Source organism: Enterobacter sp. SA197, from assembly GCF_054131575.1.
This window is the reverse complement of sequence record NZ_CP096393.1, coordinates 1,110,337-1,129,920: the sequence shown is the minus strand read 5'-3', so window position 1 is coordinate 1,129,920 and position 19,584 is coordinate 1,110,337. Positions and strand designations below refer to the sequence as shown.

The 19,584-nt window shown below is 54.6% G+C and carries 14 protein-coding genes; 1 reads left to right on the top strand and 13 read right to left on the bottom strand.

The features are described from left to right. Positions 1-66 precede the first annotated feature (66 nt). The 5 genes from secF to queA form a co-directional block, all read right to left on the bottom strand. On the bottom strand, positions 67-1,038 hold the full coding sequence (gene secF / locus M1D91_RS05075; protein ID WP_437433784.1) for a protein translocase subunit SecF: 972 nt from the start codon (positions 1,036-1,038) through the stop codon (positions 67-69). 10 nt (positions 1,039-1,048) lie between these two features. Next, the gene (gene secD / locus M1D91_RS05070) at positions 1,049-2,896 is read right to left on the bottom strand and encodes a protein translocase subunit SecD (protein ID WP_437433785.1); all 1,848 of its coding nucleotides are present in this window, start codon (positions 2,894-2,896) and stop codon (positions 1,049-1,051) included. Between the two features lie 27 nt (positions 2,897-2,923). Continuing rightward, complete coding sequence (yajC, locus tag M1D91_RS05065) at positions 2,924-3,256, bottom strand: preprotein translocase subunit YajC (protein WP_437433786.1); 333 nt, start codon at positions 3,254-3,256, stop codon at positions 2,924-2,926. Between the two features lie 22 nt (positions 3,257-3,278). Continuing rightward, positions 3,279-4,406, bottom strand: coding sequence for a tRNA guanosine(34) transglycosylase Tgt (gene tgt / locus M1D91_RS05060; RefSeq protein ID WP_437433787.1), 1,128 nt, complete (start codon positions 4,404-4,406; stop codon positions 3,279-3,281). A 195-nt stretch (positions 4,407-4,601) separates the two neighbouring features. Further along, positions 4,602-5,666, bottom strand: coding sequence for a tRNA preQ1(34) S-adenosylmethionine ribosyltransferase-isomerase QueA (gene queA / locus M1D91_RS05055; RefSeq protein WP_437433830.1), 1,065 nt, complete (start codon positions 5,664-5,666; stop codon positions 4,602-4,604). A gap of 215 nt (positions 5,667-5,881) precedes the next feature. Here queA and acpH point away from each other — a divergent pair, with 215 nt between their 5' ends. Next, positions 5,882-6,463 carry an ACP phosphodiesterase gene (gene acpH / locus M1D91_RS05050; RefSeq protein ID WP_437433788.1) on the top strand — a complete coding sequence of 194 codons (582 nt, stop codon included), beginning with the start codon at positions 5,882-5,884 and terminating at the stop codon, positions 6,461-6,463. A 1-nt stretch (position 6,464) separates the two neighbouring features. Here acpH and M1D91_RS05045 read toward each other — a convergent pair whose 3' ends face one another. The 8 genes from M1D91_RS05045 to phoB all read right to left on the bottom strand — a co-directional run bounded on the left by M1D91_RS05045 (position 6,465) and on the right by phoB (position 19,413). Then, positions 6,465-7,862 (bottom strand): DUF3999 domain-containing protein, encoded by a 1,398-nt coding sequence (locus M1D91_RS05045; protein ID WP_437433789.1) that lies wholly within the window; start codon positions 7,860-7,862, stop codon positions 6,465-6,467. Beyond that, positions 7,859-10,606, bottom strand: a complete 2,748-nt coding sequence (locus M1D91_RS05040; RefSeq protein ID WP_437433790.1) for a DUF2339 domain-containing protein — start codon at positions 10,604-10,606, stop codon at positions 7,859-7,861. The genes M1D91_RS05045 and M1D91_RS05040 overlap by 4 nt, the downstream gene beginning before the upstream one ends. A 132-nt stretch (positions 10,607-10,738) precedes the next feature. Continuing rightward, entirely contained in the window at positions 10,739-11,947 is a 1,209-nt protein-coding gene (locus M1D91_RS05035; protein ID WP_437433791.1) for a hypothetical protein, read from the bottom strand. Between the two features lie 199 nt (positions 11,948-12,146). Continuing rightward, complete coding sequence (gene malZ, locus M1D91_RS05030; RefSeq protein WP_437433792.1) at positions 12,147-13,964, bottom strand: maltodextrin glucosidase; 1,818 nt, start codon at positions 13,962-13,964, stop codon at positions 12,147-12,149. Positions 13,965-14,247: 283 nt separating this feature from the next. Beyond that, positions 14,248-15,603 (bottom strand): proline-specific permease ProY, encoded by a 1,356-nt coding sequence (gene proY / locus M1D91_RS05025; RefSeq protein WP_437433793.1) that lies wholly within the window; start codon positions 15,601-15,603, stop codon positions 14,248-14,250. 79 nt (positions 15,604-15,682) lie between these two features. Beyond that, positions 15,683-17,002, bottom strand: coding sequence for a branched-chain amino acid transporter carrier protein BrnQ (gene brnQ, locus M1D91_RS05020; protein WP_437433794.1), 1,320 nt, complete (start codon positions 17,000-17,002; stop codon positions 15,683-15,685). A gap of 407 nt (positions 17,003-17,409) precedes the next feature. Next, positions 17,410-18,702, bottom strand: coding sequence for a phosphate regulon sensor histidine kinase PhoR (gene phoR, locus M1D91_RS05015; RefSeq protein WP_437433795.1), 1,293 nt, complete (start codon positions 18,700-18,702; stop codon positions 17,410-17,412). A gap of 21 nt (positions 18,703-18,723) precedes the next feature. Then, entirely contained in the window at positions 18,724-19,413 is a 690-nt protein-coding gene (gene phoB, locus M1D91_RS05010) for a phosphate response regulator transcription factor PhoB (RefSeq protein WP_437433796.1), read from the bottom strand. Between the last annotated feature and the right edge of the window lie 171 nt (positions 19,414-19,584).

Genomic DNA, 19,584 nt, shown 5'->3' with positions numbered 1-19,584 from the left:
GGAGCGATCGCCAGGCGAAAAAAAAACCGTGGCCTGCAAGCCACGGTTTTCAGTTCTAAAAGGTGATTAAGGCAGAATGGACGGCTGATCCGCCCCTTCTTTCTCCACTTTTTGCTGGATCAGGTGTTCACGCTTCATACCCAGCTTCAGTGCCAGCGCGGACGCTACGTAAATGGACGAGGCAGTACCGATGGAAACACCAATCAGCATGGTCAGTGAGAAGCCAGCCAGAATCGGGCCACCAAACAGATACAGCATCAGGATAACCACTAACGTCGTACCAGAGGTGATCAATGTACGATGCAGCGTCTGGGTCAGGGACACGTTAAAAATCTCATAAGGCGTGCCGCGACGGATCTTGCGGAAGTTCTCACGAATACGGTCCGAGACCACGATACTGTCGTTAAGCGAATAGCCGATAACGGACATCAGTGACGCGACGATGGTCAGGTCAATTTCGATGTGGAACAGCGACAGCACCCCCATCGTAATCACCACGTCGTGCGCAAGGGCAATAACTACACCAGCAGCCAGTCGCCACTCAAAGCGGAAGCCAACGTAAACCAGGATGGAGATCAGCGCCACAATCAACGCCATCGCCCCGGTTTGCGCCAAATCAGCCCCTACACTCGGCCCGACGAACTCAATACGTTTTACCGATGCGTTCTGGCTGGTGGCGTCATTGATGACGCGAAGCACCTTGCTTCCCAGCTCCTGCCCACCGGTTTCACCCTGAGCAGGGGGCATACGCACCATGATATCGCGGCTGCTGCCGAAGTTTTGCAGCAGTGGATCTTCAAAACCCGCTTTCTGCAACGCTTCGCGCATCATGTCCATGTCCGCTGGTTTTTCCAGCGTAATTTCGATGACCGTACCGCCGGTGAAATCAAGCCCCCAGTTAAAACCGCGCACGCCCATAATGGCGATAGAGACGATTAACAGCAGACCTGAGATACCGAAAGCCCAGTAATCCCAGCGCATAAAGTCCCAGACTTTACGGCCGTAGTTCAATTGTTCAACAGTGTATTCCTGTGCCACAACGCACTCCTCAGATAGACAGCTTTTTAACGCGCTTGCCGCCGTACAGCAGGTTCACGATGGCACGGGTGCCGACGATAGCGGTAAACATTGAGGTCGCCACACCGATACCGGTTGTAATGGCAAACCCTTTAATGGCACCGGTACCGACCGCATACAGGATCAGAACCTTGATAAGCGTCGTGATGTTGGCATCAAAAATGGAACTGAACGCCCCTCGGTAACCTTCGTCGATCGCCTGCTGCACCGTACGTCCGTTACTCAACTCTTCTTTGATACGTTCGTTGATCAGTACGTTGGCGTCGACCGCAACCGCAAGGGTTAACACGATACCCGCAATACCCGGCATAGTGAGCGTTGCACCTGGAAGCAGTGACATAATGCCGACAATCAGTACCAGGTTGGCAATCAGCGCCGAGGTCGCAATCAGGCCGAACTTCTTATAGAAGAAGATCATAAAGATGATTGAAACAACGAGACCCGCCAGACAGGCTTCCAGACCCTGCGTGATGTTTTGCATCCCAAGGGTTGGACCAATAGTGCGCTCTTCAACAATCTGAATCGGCGCAATCAGCGCACCGGCACGCAGCAGCAGAGAGAGCTGACGCGCTTCGTTCGGGTTATTGATACCGGTAATACGGAAGCTGTTACCCAGGCGAGACTGGATATTGGCGATGTTAATCACCTCTTCCTCTTTTACCAGCACCGAACGGCCGTTGGCATCTTTCTTACCGCTGTCTTTGTACTCCACAAACAGGGTGGCCATCGGTTTACCGATATTGTCCTTGGTGAAGTTAGACATGATGTTACCACCCGCACTGTCGAGCGAGATGTTAACCTGCGGTTGGTTGTACTCATCCTGGCTGGAGGTGGAATCGGTAATATGATCGCCGGTCAAAATGACACGCTTGTACAGCACAACCGGCTGACCTTCACGCATCTGTTTGACTTCAGAATCACCCGGTACACGACCCGAAGCGGCGGCAGACTGATCAACGTTGCTGTTGACCAGACGGAATTCCAGCGTTGCGGTGGCGCCCAGAATCTCTTTCGCACGCGCGGTGTCCTGAATACCCGGCAGTTCGACCACAATACGGTCAGCACCCTGGCGCTGTACCAGCGGTTCAGCCACGCCCAGTTGGTTTACACGGTTACGCAGGATGTTGATGTTCTGCTGCACAGCATACTCACGGGCTTCGCTCAGACGCGCATCGGTCATGACCGCACGCAGGACGTTATCGCCCTGGTTAGTCAGCACCAGATCACGATGGCGGGCAGCAAGATAGGTATTCGCTTCATTACGTGCCGCAGAATCACGGAACTGAATGCTCAGACCGTAGTTCTCTTCCTTACGCACGGTGGTGTAAGGAATGCCTTTTTCACGTAAATCGCTACGCAGACTGTCGATATTTTGTTCCTGAAGCTTACCAAGCGCGGTGTCCATATCGACTTCCATCAGGAAGTGCACGCCGCCACGCAGGTCGAGACCCAGTTTCATGGGTTCGGCATTGATTTTGGTGAGCCAATACGGGGTGGCCGGAGCAAGGTTGAGCGCCACGACAAACTGATCGCCAAGTTCATTAACCAGCGCTTCACGGGCGCGCAGCTGAATATCGGTGGTGTCAAAGCGAGCGAGAATAGCGCCGTTTTCCAGTGCCACAGACTTCGCGTTGATTTTTTCTTCTTGTAGAGTTTTCTGGACCTGGATCAGCGTTTGTTCACTGGCGGCGACGCCGCGCGCGCCAGTGACCTGAACAGCCGGATCCTCACCATACAGGTTGGGAAGTGCGTACAGCAGGCCGACGATAATCACGACGACCAGCATGATGTACTTCCACAAAGGATAACGGTTTAACACGGCAGTTCCCTTTGGGAAAACAAGAAATTACAGCGCCTTCATCGTGCCTTTCGGCAGAACGGCAGCTACGAAGTCACGTTTGATAACCACTTCAGTGGTATCGTTCAGCGCAATAGCCAGGTAGCCGGTGTCTGCTACTTTGGTTACGCGACCAACCAGACCGCCAGTAGTCAGAACTTCATCGCCTTTCGCAATGGAGCTCATCAGGTTTTTGTGCTCTTTAGTACGCTTCTGCTGAGGACGCAGGATCATGAAATAGAAAATCAGACCAAACACCACCAGCATCAGGATCAGAGACATCGGGCTGCCCTGCGCCGGTGCGCCGCCTGCTGCTACCGCATCAGAAATAAAAAAGCTCATTCAAATTCCCTCATTAATTATATTAATCAACGTTCAAAGCCGGAACATCCCGTCCCTGACGTTGGTAAAAATCAGTCACGAAGCTCTCTAATTTACCCTCTTCAATAGCCTTACGTAAACCCGCCATCAAGCGCTGGTAATAACGCAGGTTATGAATGGTATTAAGCCGCGCGCCCAATATCTCATTGCAACGGTCAAGGTGATGGAGGTAAGCGAGAGAATAATGGCGGCAGGTGTAGCAATCGCACTCAGCATCGAGCGGGCCAGTATCACTCTTATATTTCGCGTTACGGATTTTCACCACGCCGTTAGTCACAAACAGATGACCATTACGGGCGTTACGGGTTGGCATGACACAGTCGAACATATCGATACCACGACGCACCCCTTCCACCAGATCTTCTGGTTTACCCACGCCCATCAGGTATCGTGGTTTATCTGCCGGAATTTGCGGGCAAACATGTTCCAGAATACGGTGCATATCTGCTTTAGGCTCGCCAACAGCCAAACCGCCGACAGCGTAGCCATCAAAGCCAATCTCTACCAGACCTTTGACGGAGATATCACGTAAATCTTCGTAAACACTGCCCTGAATGATGCCAAAAAGCGCATTCGGGTTTTCCAGCGAATCAAAGCGGTCACGACTACGTTTTGCCCAGCGCAGCGACATTTCCATCGAGCGCTTAGCATAATCCCAATCAGCCGGGTAAGGGGTACATTCGTCAAAGATCATGACGATATCGGAACCGAGATCGTATTGAATCTCCATCGACTTTTCAGGATCGAGGAAAATGGGATCGCCGTTGATCGGATTGCGGAAATGGACGCCCGCTTCGGTGATCTTACGGATATCCCCCAGGCTGAAGACCTGAAAGCCGCCGGAGTCGGTCAGAATAGGACCTTTCCACTGCATAAAATCATGCAGATCGCCATGCAGTTTCATGATTTCCTGGCCAGGGCGCAGCCATAAATGGAAGGTATTACCGAGGATGATCTGTGCGCCAGTTGCTTCAACTTCTTCCGGCGTCATCCCTTTTACGGTGCCATAGGTACCGACAGGCATAAAAGCAGGCGTTTCCACTACGCCACGATCAAACACCAGGCGGCCGCGGCGGGCGCGCCCATCGGTGGTATCCAGTTCAAATTTCATGTTTTCTCCCGCGTCAGAAAAACAGTCTGACGTTTAACACCCCGCTACGGCGTAATTCCATAGCGAATAGATTCTTAAAGGCGTTACCGGCGCTGCCAGTTTGGCTCGGTCAGCGCGCTGTCACCGGCGCGTACACATCGTACGTGAGGATGGCGAGCACAACCCGGCGACAAAATGGCAAATAAGATAGCCTTCTTATGGTTGCTCAAAAATAGCCTGCGGATTGTACGTGATAAACATCGCGTCACCGTAACTAAAAAAGCGATATTTGTGCGCAACCGCTTCCTGATAGGCGTGCATGGTGTGTTTATAACCGGCAAAGGCAGAAACCAGCATGATCAGGGTCGATTCCGGCAGGTGGAAGTTGGTGACCAGCGCATCAATGACGTTGTACTGATAACCCGGATAGATAAAGATTTGCGTGTCGCCAAAGAAGGGGGCAATCAGCGCGTTTTGCGCGGCCTGCGCCGCACTCTCCAGCGAGCGTACCGAGGTGGTGCCGACCGCAATAACACGATTACCTCGCGCTTTTGCAGCCAGTACGGCGTCGACGACCTCTTGCGGTACTTCGGCATATTCGGAGTGCATGATGTGATCTTCGATGCTATCTACGCGCACCGGCTGGAAGGTCCCTGCCCCCACGTGCAGCGTGACGAAGGCCATCTCAATGCCTTTTTCACGCAGGCGTGCAAGCAACGGTTCATCAAAGTGCAGACCGGCGGTCGGCGCGGCCACCGCGCCCGGCTTCTGACTGTAAACGGTCTGATAAAGCTCACGGTCAGCCTCTTCGTCCGGCCTGTCTATGTAGGGCGGCAGCGGCATATGGCCGATGGCGTTGAGGATATCGAGAACCGGACGTTCATCATTGAATTCAACTTCAAACAGCGCGTCATGACGCGCCACCATCGTGGCATTGATACTCTCGTCATCGCCCAGCAGCAGTTCCGCTCCCGGCTTCGGCGCTTTGGACGCACGAATGTGTGCCAGAATACGCTTATCGTCGAGCATACGCTCCACCAGCACTTCGATCTTGCCACCGCTGGCTTTACGGCCAAACAGACGGGCCGGGATCACGCGGGTATTGTTAAAGACCAGCAGATCGCCGGGGTTGAGCTTATCGAGCAAATCGGTGAACGTACCGTGCGTCAGCGCGCCCGTTGGCCCATCCAGTGACAGCAAGCGACAGCTGCTGCGCTCAGGCTGGGGATAGTGGGCAATCAGGGATTCTGGCAACTCAAAGGAAAAATCGGCAACGCGCATGACACTAACTCGAGACATAATTAAGAGGCGGGTAGTCTAGTGCCGGGGCGTTCTCCCTGCAACCTTTACCCCTCTGGATAGTTCATATACTCTAAATAATTCGCGTTGCAGAACCGCGGTAACCCAGAGAATAACGGGAACGTTAATTAACCTCGTGACCGGTAAGAACGAAAGAAGCCAGCGTATCTGCAACTGGAATTATAACGAGTAATTAAATGAATTTTCTGGCTCACCTGCACCTGGCTCACCTTGCCAACAGCTCCCTGTCCGGCAATTTACTGGCTGATTTTGTGCGCGGAAACCCCGACGCGCTCTACCCGGCGGACGTGGTCGCAGGCATTCACATGCACCGACGTATAGACGTCCTGACCGACAACCTGCCGGAAGTGAAAGCAGCACGCCAATGGTTTCGACCGCACACTCGCCGTGTGGCCCCGATTACGCTCGACGTAATGTGGGATCACTTCCTCTCGCGTCACTGGGCTGAAATTTCGCCGCAAACGCCACTCGCTGAGTTTGTTGCCTATGCCCAGGCCCAGGTGAGTGTCATCCTCCCGGACGCCCCGCCCCGCTTTGTTAACCTTAACGACTACTTATGGTCTGAACGCTGGCTGGAGCGCTACCGGGAGATGGCGTTTATTCAGCGGGTACTAAACGGTATGGCCAGTCGTCGCCCTAAGCTTGATGCCTTGCGCGACTCCTGGCAGGATTTGGATGACCACTATGCGGCGCTGGAACAGCTGTTCTGGCAGTTTTACCCGCGCATGATGGCGCAGGCAAAAGCCCGCACGCTCTGACTCAGGACGCCTTGTCTTTCTGGACGTCACGCCAGATCCGCAGCGCCATCCAGCCCAGGGCCAGTGCGCCAAACACCAGCACACCCCAGACTAAAAACCTGTACCACTGACTCTCTCTTTCCGCTGGCGACACTGCGCTAAGACGAGATTCGCCTCCCAGTTTGACCGCTTCGCGCCCCATAGCCTGTGGCAACGTATCCGGCGCATGTTGTGAACGCAGGCGGGCGGGAATCAGGCTATCGAGCGGTAAAGCGGCCTCTGTTGCCGCTTTATTACCCCAGGCCAGAATAAAGGGCCCGTTGCCCTGCGCGTTGAAAATAAGATCCTGCCTTTCGCGTAGCCCCTCCACCTGCGGCAGTGCTTCGGGGAGATGCGCATTTACTGTCGTCAGGCGTATTGCCTGTACCGGTTGGCCGGGAAGGACAATGTCATCTGAAACCTGATTGTTAAGATTAAAAATCAGCTCTTTCTTTAGAGGCCGCCACGCATCCTGTGCCGTGGGGCGCCATGCAATCGCCACGGGTAACACACCTTCATAATCCAGTCTGACGGATAGCGCCGTCAGCGGCTGCGGCTGTGTCCACTGATAGTGCACCTCATCGGCCGAAACTTTCGTCGCCCAGCCCGGTAAACTGACCTGCGCGGGCTTCTCCTGCAACTGCTCTTCAACAACCGATGCCTGGGTCAGGGTGAAAGGAAGCTGCGGCTTATCAAACACCACCAGCAAATAGCGCGGGCTGTCGCCCCCCATGCGAAGGTCAAGGTTGATTTTATCCAGCGCGAGACGGTCATCCCCGCTGGCGATGTCCATTAACGGAACATCGTACTTCATCGTCACCCACTCCTGCATATTGCTACTGCTGTAGACTGAGGCTTTTCCCTGCCAGTTCACCGTCGGTTTATCCCAGCCAAGCCGCAGCTGTGAAACAGTGAAGGGATCATCGGTACTATCGGGTAACGCCAGAAGATAGCTTTTGCCGATGCCCTCAACACGCTCGCCTTCCAGCGTGATTTCATAGCCATTTGGCGAACGTAACCAGATCCGTTCACCCTTTGCCCCCTCGCTCTCTACAGACTCAACAGGAGAGGTGGTGAGCGGAAAGATGCGAAGTTCGGTGGTCTTAGCGTTCGCCGGTGCCAGTTTCTGCTTTTCGAGTGAGAAAGGGACGCGCTCACCCTGATGATTGAACACTCGCACATCACGAAGATCGGGCCATGCGCTTTGTTCATAAACCTCTACAGGCAGGTTTACGCGATACCAGGGAGAAGATTCGGTCGTCGCCAGCGCCTTACCCCAGCCATAATCCTGAGGCGTTTCAGGCGTGTCTTCCGTGCGGGCGAATCCACTTGATGCCACGCTGAGGAGTGCGCCAACGGCAATATATCTCATCCATTTCATGGTTTTTCTTCCTCATTGAACCCTGTTGTCTTTTTTGGTGGTAAGGGCGAAAAATAGCCCACTATCAGTACCAGCACCGCCACGCCAATAAAGGCCACGGCACGCGCCAGGCCTCCTCCACCTGCGCTGTCCACCAGCATAAGTTTGATGATGACCACACCCAGTAGTGCTGCACCGCAAAACCAGCCGCGCCGGGAACCACGGCGGCTGGCCATCAACATGATGACCAGTGCCCCCAGCATCCAGAACAGCGCGAAGGTGGTCTGAATTAAGCGGGAATGCCAGAGCGCCTCGCTATCCCAGTCTATGCCCGCATAATTTGCCAGCGCCCGCAGCAGCAGACCATTAATCCACCAGAAACTCAGTGCCGCCACTGCCATCGGAATAGCGCGCGGGGCCGAGGGCAGATAAGGCGTCAACCGCGGCATACTAAACCGCGCCCAGGCCCATAATCCCACGAGAGCAAAAGCAGCCCCCTCTTCGAGCGGATTAATCAGTGGCAGATAGAACAGATTAACCGCGCGTGCGTCCTGGAGATTCGCCATCACCAGCAGGAGGGCGAGCAGCGGAATAAGCGGCAGGAGCACCAGAGTGCCATAAAGTGCAGGCCATACCCGCAGTGGCCAGATGGCACGGCGAATCCCCGCAAGGAGGAGGAGTATCACGCCACCACCTGCCGCCATCAGCACGCCGCTACGCCACGCCTCCATCCCCCAGGGGAGTTCGTCAACATACCAGTACAGTTCTGAACTGACTGCCAGCAGCACCATCCACGCAAGGGAAAGATGTAATCCCCCCGCGAGCGGTGCCGGTAAGGATTTCTGATCCCGATGCAGCAGCAACAGCGCCGAAGGCAGAACCAGGCACCAGGCCAGATTTTGCCAGCCCGCGGCCAGCAGATGGGACGCATTCGCCAGCATCCAGAACAGAAGAACCATCATGGCAGGCCATAATAACCACACGGCAATATGGAGCGCCTGCCAGCCCAATCGCTGGCTGGCGCCACGCCAGATCCAGACCGTCAGGCTCAGCAGTGCAAGCGTACCAAAGGCCTTTTCGACACCGAGCGGCTGCGCAAGCCAGGACAATCCCCACAGCGCAATAAGCCAGTAGATAATCCCACCGGCGAGCAACACCTCGCTGCCGATACGTTGAATACCACGCCACAGCCAGGCAGCGGCAAGCCAGGTCCCGCTGAGCACGGTGAAAATGACAAACAGGGAAAGCGCCGTCAGGGAAGCAGTAAGCGCCCACAGCGCGCTGGCCAGCGCCAGCACCAGCAGGCCCGTGCCGCTGTAGCTCATGCGTCGTTGGCCCTGCATGACGCCAAGCCAGAGAATGCCAAGCCCTTCCAGCGCCCATGCCATTGCGGTCCAACGGGCGGACAGCGCCAGCGGAATAGCGAGAGTGACGAAAGCCGCCCCCAGCGCCAGCGCTGCCAGCACCAGCGGTCTGCCCGCAGAGGGAAAACGTTTCAGCGCGCCAAATGCCAGCAGCAGATAGAAGGCACCGAAACCCAGCGCACTAAACGCCGGGCCATAGGTCAGATGCTGCGTGATGGCATATTGCATACCAAAGCCAATCAGCGGAGGAGCAAACAGCAGGACGCCGTCCACAATCCGCTCGCCACGCTTCTGCGCCCGCAAAGACAACGCCACGCTCAGGACGCCAAAAATGAGAAGGTTCGCTATCAGGAACAGCTGGCAACTCAGGTAATAGTCCGGGCGATAGTCGGCAACGCCCCAGATACCCGCCACACCGAAGGTAAACAACATCCCCAGCAGATTAAGTTCGCGCCAGTGTTGCCAGATGCTGATGACCAGAATGCCAACGGAGAGCAGAAGATAGAATGAAAAGAGCGCGATGTGACTACCGCCACCCGTAGAGAGTAACAGCGGTGCCGCATACCCTCCCAGGCTTGCCAGCATCGCCAGGCTCAGTGCACGCTGCAGCACCGCCAGGCCAACGCTTGCCGCACAGATAATCAGCAACAGACCGAACGCCAGGGGCATCGGTAACATCTGCCAGAGCCGGAAGGCACCGAACACTGTCATATAAAGCGCACCCGTGGCACCGCCTTGCAGGATTAATGCAAAGACCAGCTGTTTACGCCGTAACCGCCAGCCAACAAACAGCAATACCATCGACGCCACTGCGGCAAAAATCAGGCGCAGAGATAACGGGAAGAGCGCATTTTCAACGCTGTAGCGAAAGAGGAATCCCAGCCCGAGGAAAAGCAGCACAATCCCCAGTTTTGCCAGCGGATTGCCCTGCATAAACCAGCGCACCAGCGAGGTAACCATGCCGCCTGATGAGCCTGCGGTTTTCGCCGCATCCGTGGCGGGCGCAGAAACCTTAACAGGCTTCGCCGTCACCGGTGTCCCCCTGGCCCAGACGTTAGCAGGTGCCGGTTCAACCACAACGGGTTTCTCAGGTTCCGGGAGAGGCTCTGGCTCAATGGGAGTGTGAACAGCCTGAGGCTCTGGTTCAGTGGCTGTGTGAACAGCCTGGGGCTCTGGTTCAGTGGCGGTGTGAACAGCAGCAGGCGCCGCAGCCCGGGGCTCTGGCAACGGTGTTGCCGGCTCAGCAGTCAGACGTTGTTCAAGTGCCACCACCCGCTGGCGCAACTGCCACAGCTCATCTTGAGCAGCAGAACTTCTTCGATATGCAATCACCGCCAGGGCCGGACAGACCACCAGCAACATAAAAAGCACGGCACAGGCTAACAGCACCAGTTCATCCATGATCTCACCTTCATTTCGTAGCGTGCTTATACTTTGGCACAAAAATTTACCGACGCACGATCAAAATAAAAGAAAGGGACTCAGATGTTGAGTCCCTTTCAGTTTATCCATGATCATCAAGGACAGTATGGCTTAAAGGTAGGTGACAATCACCTCAATACTGGCGTCGGCAGCGCCGGGTGCAGCCACCCCGACGGGTAATCGAACATAGCGAGCCGAAAGCGCAAATTCCTGCTGTGGCGTTGCGCCAAAATCAAACATGGGAAAACCAATATCAGGGATAAACATGCCATAGATTAAGGCGTTGAATGCGACCGGATTAGCAGGCTCGCCCGAGGTGAGTTGTGCCGAGGGTTTTCCCCAGGCAAGCTGGATACCGTACCCCGAAGCACCGCCATTTTTTAATCCTATAATGCCTCTGCTATTGTCGATAACGTCCGTTCGCGGGATGACCATGACGCTAAATCCCCATTCATTGAATTTTTCCGCGGTTCCGATATAGCCATGACTATCGTTATAGTCAGCAATCGCTCCCCGCCCCCAGGCTGCGGGGCAGGTTACCGTAAAGCTGGCATCCCGCCATGCTGAAGGTTGCGCACCACTCTCCACTGGATGATTGCCCATCGGCACCGTTTTGCTCTGAAAATTGCAGGTGCCATTTTGCACTTCCATGACCCCGTTGAGATTCAGCTTAACGCGATTCATTGCCCAGCCATTAGCAATGGAGGAGTCCGGATAAGGCACTGAACTAAAATTATCACCGCCATTGTTTAAAGTTATGGCATGGGTAAACGTAAATGAATCATTTAGCTGATACCTGCCGTCAGCATTATTATTATTTTTAAACTCTGGCGTTGCCCACAAAGTAATATCAACTCTGTCAACACCGGAATAACCCTGATTAATATCAAAAGAGGGGGCCAGGGTTAATGAGGCTGATTTATCAGGGATCCCCGATGCGCCGGAAGAATAATCGAATGAAACACCAATGCCACGAACTGAGGTTGGAAAAACATAACTCGGATATCCAGCTGAATTAATAGCCACACCGTGGGTTGCTTCTGTTGGCGGTGAAATATACACCTGGCGCGAAGCAGGGACAGGCTGCCCGTTTGATGAACTACAGTTCAGCGTAGTATTGCCAATGAAATACGCACGGTAGGTATAGAGGGCAATGTAGATCGGTTGATTGTACAGCGACATTGAAGCTGAAGCTTTAATATCGCCGAGCGGCACATGAATCGTTCTTTCGGGTAAACCGCTGTCTGCAGAACAGGCTACGGTATTCGCAAAGGCCACATTGGAAATTAAAATAAGGAATAAAAATAAATGCTTTAGCATTAACAGCCTCCATGCCGTTCAAAATCCTTTTAATTGAACATATAACATCCTCAAGGGAAGGAGAGTATACGTCGCTGGCGGCATAAAATGCAGATTAAAGTATTAACAATAGTGAACCCCCGCTATTTTCATCACTGATGAAAATATAATTGATTGTTCTATTCAAGAAATAAATATGGCCTGGTTAAGGCCATAGTGATTAATTCCCCTGCCAGACGGTTGCCGACACCGCGGGAAGTGACAACACCCCATCGGTCAGCGTGCCTTTGCCCTCTTTACCGTGCCAGCTTCTGGCATCTAACAGTGGAGAGTCAGCCAGCACAACCTCACAGGGTTCGCCCCGGTTGATGGCAACCAGCACCCTTTCCTGCTGCCAGAGACGAAGGAATACCACCACATTCTCCTCTGCGTACACGACCTGACACCCTCCGTAACACAGCGCCTGGCTTCGCCGCCGAAGCTTCGTCATGCGTTGGTATAAGGCCAGCAGGACACTATCCTGCTTTGCTTTGTCCCAGGGGAAAGGTTTGCGGCAGAAAGGATCGTTCGCGCCGTCCAGCCCCACTTCATCACCATAATAGATGCAGGGTACGCCAGGCCAGGTAAACAGCCAGATCACCGCCAGCGGCAGGCGCGCCACCTCTTTACCCAGTACGGTTTTGAAACGCGGCGTATCATGGCTGTCGAGCTGATTGAACATGCGAATCTGCTGCTCATGGGAGAGCCCGGCCCGGTAGTTATCCATCCATGCCATGCAGGTCTGGGCATCGATGCGTTGCGGATCCATAGAGATGTCGGTACTGGCAAGGAACGCCCAGACCGGAAAGGTGAATCCCCGGTAGTTCATGGCGGCATCTTCCACATCCGCCTGTAGCCACTGCCGTGCGTCACCAAAATGCTCACCCACAATATAGGCCTGCGGCTGCGTCTCTTTCGCCGCTCTGGTAATGCCCGCAACATGCTGCAAATTGTTGCGCGCCCCCCCTGCTTCACCGAGCATATGCACCACATCCAGTCGCCAGCCATCCATGTTCCACGGGGCTTTCAGCCAGTGGCGAACAATACTGTCTTCACCCTGATAAATTTCCTCTACCAGCGTTTGCGCCTGATAATCCAGCTTGGGCAGACTGGGGTAGCCGAGCCAGTCGCGGGCGCGGCCATCCTCGTGGAAACTGTACCACTCACGCCAGGTCGAGGCCGGGTTATGGCATGCCCCGGTAGTGCCCCGGTTATGCCGGTCAAACCAGGCGTGAGAGTCGCCGCTGTGGTTAAACACGCCGTCCAGCACCAGCCGCATCCCGAGTTTGTGGGTATTGCGGCGCAGACGAAGCAGCGCCTGATCGCCACCAAAGCGCGGGTCGACCCTACGGTAATCTTCCGTATCGTACTTATGCACACTGGGGGCAACAAAAATGGGGTTAAGGTAGAGTGCGGTCACTCCGAGTTTGCGCAGATAAGGCAGCTTTTCGCTGATGCCTTCAAGGCAGCCGCCATAAAAGGTGGATCCTCCGGCTTCTCCCGTCAGCGGCTCATCCCACTCACGAAGCACAATCTCCTGTTTCGCCGCATGGTGAAAATAGACCTTATCGTGCTGATCGTTGCCCTTCTCGCTGCGGGCAAAACGATCCGGAAAGATCTGATAAAATACCTGTTCTGCCACCCACTGCGGCCCCAAATCCGGGCAGTCCACTGCAAACTGTTCCAGTCGTGCCGGCGGGAAGCGCGTCAGCCCCTGCGGGCCGAACCACATCTGGCGGTCCTCCCACAGCAGCTTAAAGCTGTAGCGGCGACGTGGCTGACCACTCTCCAGTGAGAGGGTTGCCCGCCACGCCGTTACGCCCGGTTTCGGGGCGATACGCACCCGGCGCATGATGAATGATGTCTCTTCGTTATCAACATCTGCCCGAAGTGTGACGCGGGCCGGGAGTGTATTTCCGGTGAGCCAGAGGGTAATGACCAGTTGATCTTTGTTCTGCTTCACAAACGGCGCAACAGGCAAATGCCAGGCATGCAACATCGACTTTCCCCTTCGTCAAAAATGGCGTCACTCTTGCACAAATGTAGTCTTGCAGACTCATCTTTTCTGTTTTTTTATGGGGGTGAGGGCCAGGGCGCAGAGCGCGAGGCATAACCGTCGTTCGCAGACAGGAGCCTGCTGGTGCACAGGTCAGGCACGCAGTAAGTTCAGGAAAGGTAAGGTAAGTGGCAAAGCAGGGACATGAGGTGGCCCCTCACCGTCGTGTTAACTCTTTACTCTCTATGCCCGGCGCGAACAGGCGCACCGGGCATGGGATCGCATGCTATGCGAGCTTCTTGCGTACAAACATCCAGCCAACCAGCAACAGTACAATCCAGGCGCAACCCACGTACAGCGAGATGCGCGTCTCCGGGTGCCAGCCAATCAGCGCGATAATAAAGACCAGGAAAAGCAGACCCGCTATCGTGGTCGCCACGCCGCCGGGGACTTTAAATTTCAGGGCGTTAACTTCATCGGCAGAGAGACGGCGGCGGAAGGCCACCTGCGAAAGCAGGATCATTATCCAGACCCAGACGGTGGCAAAGGTTGCCAGCGAGGCGATCACCAGGAAGACATTTTCCGGCATGATGTAATTGAGATATACCGCCGACAGCAGCGCCAGCGTCATCACCAGTACCGTCACCCAAGGAATGCCCTTGCTCGATGTTTTAGCGAAGATTTTCGGCGCACTGCCCTGCTCTGCCATGCCGTGCAGCATACGCCCCACGCCAAAGACATCGCTGTTAATGGCCGACAGCGATGCGGTCAGTACCACGAAGTTCAGGATACTGGCAGCAAAGGTAATGCCGAGATGCTGGAAAGTCAGCACAAAGGGGCTCCCGTTAGTGCCCACCTGGTTCCACGGGTAAATAGACATGATCACAAACAGTGTGCCGACATAGAACACCAGAATACGCATCGGCACGGAGTTAATGGCGCGGGGAATGGACTTCTCCGGGTCTTTCGCTTCGCCGGCGGTGATACCGATGATCTCAATGCCGCCGTAGGCAAACATGACCATCTGCAGCGACATCACCATGCCCATCCAGCCATTGCTGAAGAAGCCGCCGTTAGTCCACAAATTGCTGATCCCGGTGGGCTGACCGCCGTTCCCGATACCCCAGATGATGATGCCAAATCCGGCAGCAATCATGATGATAATGGTGGCGACTTTGAAGAAGGAGAACCAGAATTCCAGCTCGCCGAACACTTTGACACTCATCAGGTTGATGGCGCAGATGATAAGCACCACGCTAAGTACCCATATCCAGTGCGGCACCGTCGGGAACCAGACTCCCATATAAATCCCAAAGGCCGTCACATCAGCGATGGCAACAATCAGAATTTCAAAGCAGTAGGTCCAGCCGGTGATATAACCGGCCAGCGGCCCCAGGTTTTCCTGGGCATAACGGGAGAACGAACTGGCGGAAGGATTGTGCACGGACATCTCGCCCAGCGCGCGCATGATGATATAGGCTGCGACGCCACCAATCATGTAAGCCAGCAGGACGCTCGGCCCCGCCATCTTGATAGCATCTGCCGAGCCGTAAAACAGCCCGGTGCCAATCGCCGACCCAAGGGCCATAAAGCGGATGTGTCGGGTACTCAACCCTCGCTTTAGTTTGTTCGTACTTTCCATCGTTTCCCGTTCCAGGATTTAAAAAAACAAAAAACCACGGGACCAGAAGTCCCGTGGTTAGCAAACCATGCCGCGCTGATTAATGTGCGGAGGAGGTCACCCGACGACCGGCTGCACGATCCCAGCCTGCGGCCAGAACCACCATCACCAGCGTTGGCATCAACCAGGCGAGTCCCTGCTCTGCCAACGGCAAACGCTGGGTCCAGGCCGGCAGCATATCGCTGAATGCAGAAGCTTTAATGCCGTCCAGCACGCCAAACAGCAGGCTGATAAACATCGCCGGAGCAATGACGCGGGACGAATTATGCCACCACGAGCGGGTGAAGCTCAACACGACGAGGACGATACAGGGCGGATAGATCATTGTCAGTACCGGAATAGAGATCTGAATCAGATGGCTCAGACCCAGATTCGACACCGCCATTGAGAAGATACCGAGGATAAACACCAGCGCGCGATAGGAGAGCGGCAGGTACTGAGCAAAGAACTCCGCGCAGGCACAGGTGAGGCCAACTGCCGTTACCAGGCAGGCAATAAAGATCAGCGCCGCCAGCAGGAAGCTACCTGCGCCACCAAAGGTGTGAGCAACATAGGCATGCAGAATGGCTGCGCCGTTAGCAGACTGATCCACCAGTGAAGAGCTATCTGAACCCAGGCGGAACAGGGCCAGATAGAGCAGCGTCAGGCCCACACCGGCCATCAGACCAGCCCAGACGGTATAACGGGTCAACAGACGCGCTTCGGTGACACCGCGAGAACGGGCGGCGTTAACAATCACAATACCGAATACCATTGCCCCCAGGGTGTCCATCGTCAGGTAACCATTGACGAAGCCATTGGAGAAGGCCGCATGCTGGTATGCCTCCATCGCGTGGCTGATCGGGCCTGCCGGCCAGACAATCGCCGCAACAGAGAGGATCACCAGCGCAATAATTTTCAGCGGTGCCAGGAAGTTACCTACGGTATCCAGCAGCTTGCCCGGATAGAGCGACACCAGAATCACCAGCGCAAAATAGATAACGCTGTAGATAAGCAAAGGCAGAGGGCCTTCACCGGTCAGCGGTGCAATGCCGACTTCAAACGAGACGGTCGCCGTGCGCGGCGTGGCAAACAATGGCCCAACGGCCAGATAGCACACCGTCGCCAGCAGTACGCCCGCAACTTTACCGATAGGCGTGCTGAGGCTGTCCACTCCGCCGCCGACTTTGGCCAGCGCTATCACGGTCAGCACCGGCAGACCTACGGCAGTAATCAAAAAGCCAATTGATGCAGTCCAGACGTGCTCGCCTGCCTGCAAACCGACCATGGGAGGAAAAATGATATTGCCTGCGCCGACAAACAACGCAAAGGTCATAAAGCCCAGAGCAACAATGTCTCGTGGTTTTAAATGATGGGTCATAAACGTTTACTGCCTGTGGATGTGGTGATGCAAATGTTGAAATTTTCGCCTTGTCGTGCGGAACATTACAGCGGCAAGGTCCTGAAACGAAGCGGGAAATACTTCCCTCATCACGTGGCGGAGAATAGTTTTTCGATTTACCACGCAAATACAGTGGGTCTGACGACCACCGGGGCGCAATTTAAACGCTTATAACGTTTAAAGGCAATAAGGGATCGCAAAACCAGATGGTTATTCCAGATCTAAAAAAAAGTCCAGAGGATGATGCTGTATATAAGAAAAACGGATGGCTAATCATGCGAACAAAAAAGCAGCGAAGCCATATTCTGTGGATGAATAGATGGAAAGGGGGAGTGAAAAATGAACCCCCGCAGAGAGGAATGGAAAGAAAAGCTGACACCTTAGTGTCAGCCTGCGTTCTTCACCAGTCGTTCCGGCAGCGTAAAGCTAAAGCGAGTGCCTTTACCCGGCGTACTTTCAATGGCGAGTTTGCTGTCGTGGTGGCTGACCGCATGCTTCACAATCGCCAGACCCAGACCACTGCCGCCGGTCTGTCGGGAACGGGCTTTATCCACACGGTAAAACCGCTCCGTCAGGCGTGGAATGTGCTCAGCGGCAATTCCCGGCCCGGTATCTTCCACACTAAACTGCGCGCCCTGCGCCACCCGATGCCAGCGCACCGTAATATGTGTACCAGGCGGCGTGTGGTTCACCGCGTTATAAACCAGGTTTGATATTGCACTTCGCAGTTGCTCATCGTTGCCCAGCACTTTGAGGGCGCCATCGACCACAAATTCCAGTTCGTGCTTATTGTGGCTTAAGGTTTGCGCTTCTCTCTCTACCACCCGTAGCATCATCGGCACATCAATGATTTCATTGGGCGGCGTAATTGGCGCGGCTTCGATTTTTGAAAGCGTTAGCAATTGCTTTACCAGACCTTCCATCCGCGAGGTTTGCTCCCGCATGGTATGCAGCGCTTTTTCACGCGGCAGCCCTTCCAGCGTCTGCTCCTGCATCATTTCCAGATAGCCCTGTAAAACCGTTAACGGCGTGCGCAGTTCATGGCTGACGTTAGCAAAGAAATTACGTCGCGCCCCTTCAAGCTGATGCATCTGCGTTACATCACGCGCCACCATCAGCAGCTGCTGCTCGCTGTAAGGCATCATGCGCATTTCGAGATGACGGCCATTGTTCAGCACCAGGTTCAATGGGCGATCGAACTGTTTTGCTTTGTAATAGCGGGTAAATTCCGGGTAACGCAGGAGGTTGAGGATGTTTTGCCCGTTATCATCCGGCCAGCGTAAATTGAGAAGCTGTTGGGCAAGACCGTTACACCAAAAAATGGCGCCTTCCTCCGTGGTGAGCACCACGGCATCCGGTAATGACTCCGCACCGCTGCGAAAACGCTTAATGAGATTACCCAGCTCACGGCGCCGTTTTTTATTACGCATCTGCATCTGATGCAGACCATAAAGCAGTGGCTCCCAGCTTCCGGTGCCCGGCGGCGGGGTCATGCTTTTATCGACCCATAACCACCAGGACAGACGCATTAAATTCCAGAAATGCCAGGCCAGTAAGCCGGTAACGGCCACCAGTAAAAACCAGGGCAGATAACCGAAGAATGCGCCAAGCAGCGCAGCAGGTAGACAACATAGGATGAGTTCGAGTACCAGCCTTTTCCATGACAGCCGTTCGAGCACGCGTCACACTCCTGTCAGATTTCAGAAACGGGTCGAGAACCGATAACCCGTGCCGCGAACGGTCTGCACCATACGATCGTGGCCGCTGGTTTCCAGCGCTTTTCGCAAGCGGCGAATATGCACGTCCACCGTGCGATCTTCTACGTACACATTGGTACCCCAGACGTGGTTGAGCAGTTGCTCGCGGCTGTAGACGCGTTCGGGATGGGTCATAAAGAAGTGCAACAGCTTAAACTCCGTCGGCCCCATGTCCAGCGGATTTTCACCGGTCATCACGCGATGCGAACTCGGGTCGAGGCTCAGCCCCTGCATTTCGATAACTTCTTCTACCGCCATCGGCGAGATACGGCGCATGACCGCTTTGATACGCGCGACCAGCTCTTTAGGGGAAAAGGGTTTGGTGATGTAATCGTCGGCACCGGTTTCCAGGCCACGCACACGGTCTTCTTCTTCGCCACGCGCGGTCAGCATCATCACCGGTATTTCCCGGGTCATGGCCTCACGCTTGAGGTGTTTAATAAACTGGATGCCAGAGCCGCCTGGCAACATCCAGTCCAGCAAAATCAGGTCTGGCCAGGGTTCATTCAGTTGGTTCACCGCGCTGTCATAATCTTCCGCTTCGACAGGTTGAAAGCCGTTTTGCTCAAGCACGAAACAGACCATCTCACGAATGGGAGCTTCATCTTCTACGACCAGAATGCGTCTTGCCATAATTTGCCCTGTTTAATTAAAGTCATCAGTCAATCGCGGCGCCAGTATGCGTCACTTTTGTGACAGATTTATGAAACAAATGACCAACAGATGACGCATCATTTCGTTATATGACAGCAGCTAAGCGCTTTCGCTGGCGGCTCATAGGCCCTTGAATGTTATAATCCCGTT

Excerpts from the sequence above, each read along its gene's own strand:
- yajC (WP_437433786.1), bottom strand. The coding sequence starts at position 3,256 with ATGAGCTTTTTTATTTCTGATGCGGTAGCAGCAGGCGGCGCACCGGCG.
- tgt (WP_437433787.1), bottom strand. The coding sequence starts at position 4,406 with ATGAAATTTGAACTGGATACCACCGATGGGCGCGCCCGCCGCGGCCGC.
- queA (WP_437433830.1), bottom strand. The coding sequence starts at position 5,666 with ATGCGCGTTGCCGATTTTTCCTTTGAGTTGCCAGAATCCCTGATTGCC.
- acpH (WP_437433788.1), top strand. The coding sequence starts at position 5,882 with ATGAATTTTCTGGCTCACCTGCACCTGGCTCACCTTGCCAACAGCTCC.
- M1D91_RS05045 (WP_437433789.1), bottom strand. The coding sequence starts at position 7,862 with ATGAAATGGATGAGATATATTGCCGTTGGCGCACTCCTCAGCGTGGCA.
- M1D91_RS05040 (WP_437433790.1), bottom strand. The coding sequence starts at position 10,606 with ATGGATGAACTGGTGCTGTTAGCCTGTGCCGTGCTTTTTATGTTGCTG.
- M1D91_RS05035 (WP_437433791.1), bottom strand. The coding sequence starts at position 11,947 with ATGCTAAAGCATTTATTTTTATTCCTTATTTTAATTTCCAATGTGGCC.
- malZ (WP_437433792.1), bottom strand. The coding sequence starts at position 13,964 with ATGTTGCATGCCTGGCATTTGCCTGTTGCGCCGTTTGTGAAGCAGAAC.
- proY (WP_437433793.1), bottom strand. The coding sequence starts at position 15,603 with ATGGAAAGTACGAACAAACTAAAGCGAGGGTTGAGTACCCGACACATC.
- brnQ (WP_437433794.1), bottom strand. The coding sequence starts at position 17,002 with ATGACCCATCATTTAAAACCACGAGACATTGTTGCTCTGGGCTTTATG.
- phoB (WP_437433796.1), bottom strand. The coding sequence starts at position 19,413 with ATGGCAAGACGCATTCTGGTCGTAGAAGATGAAGCTCCCATTCGTGAG.